This window comes from Endozoicomonas sp. ALB115 (assembly GCF_049310245.1).
Lineage (GTDB): Bacteria > Pseudomonadota > Gammaproteobacteria > Pseudomonadales > Endozoicomonadaceae > Endozoicomonas.
Genome location: NZ_JBLYZG010000199.1, coordinates 1 through 1,088 on the forward strand (window position 1 = coordinate 1; position 1,088 = coordinate 1,088).

General features: G+C 47.5%; 1 protein-coding gene. It reads right to left on the reverse strand.

What is annotated here, in order from left to right; genetic code table 11:
• Nucleotides 1–6: 6 nt before the first annotated feature.
• Nucleotides 7–1,088 (reverse strand): ISL3 family transposase (locus ACO6VE_RS24610; protein ID WP_422464152.1); only part of this gene is annotated, 1,082 nt, incomplete at its 5' end.

Here is a 1,088-nt window from a genome sequence, read left to right on the forward strand (position 1 = left end):
GCCTCGTCAGTAAAATCTGTGGGTCATTTCCGGTTCAGGTAACTTGCCAAGCGCATGATATAACGCGATTTCCGCACATCTGTAGGTCCTGAAACCGTATGATTTTCTCGTAGTGAGTTTTATCTTGGTGTTCAGACCCTCAACGATACCGCTGGAATACGCCTTTTTCGCCTTGAACCAGTTCAGGATAAGTGGCTTGTGTCGTCGAACAGTTTTAGCAACTTTCTTCATCGGTTCTATCTTTGATCGCATCACTCTTGTACACCACCGGTCTAGGTATTTTCCTGCCCAGTGTGGTGAAATGTAGTCCCAGAACACTTGGAACTCTTCTCTGAGAAGATAGGCTCTGACACTTTTCAGGTTGTACTGAAGCACTGTGTTCAGCTTGATCTCTTCTTTCTCGGTCAGGTTCTCTTTTCGCTTGAGCAGACACCAGCGTGTTTTTTTCAGCACCGGTTCATAACCATCTGCCTGAAGCTGTTTGTGTTCCGTGGCCCTGACTTCATCAATGGCCTTATTCAGCATGGCAACGATATGAAAGCGATCCAGAATATGTAATGCTTGGCTGGCAAACACCGCAATCGCTTTTACGTAGGGTTGCCACATATCAGAACAGACATACTCCAACCGCTGGCTTCGCTGTGTACCCAGGAAAGCGAAGAAGCTGCGAATCGTAGCTTCGGTGCGCTCCTGACCAACCCATAGTAGCCGTGTACAGTCGCGATCAATCTGGTAGACAACAGTCAAGTATTTATGGCCGATCTGATACGCCACCTCATCAACTCCAATGGCCTTGATATTATCAAGTGAACGATGCTTCTTGCCCCACTCAACCACATACTCAACAGCATGGAAGACCTTCTCCCACGAGGTATTGAATGTACGGGCGACCTCCTTCCAGGAGAGCTTTCTAGCCCAATTTGCCAAAAACTGCATGTAAACTTTGGTGAGTTCCTTCTTGCCTTCAGCCCATGGAACCTGTTCAACCTTTACGCCACATGTCTTGCATTCAACCCTACGCATTTTGTAGAGGAGAAAAACCCTGATTCCCCAGAGAGGGACAAACTCGAAGCGACGTTCAGTAAGAC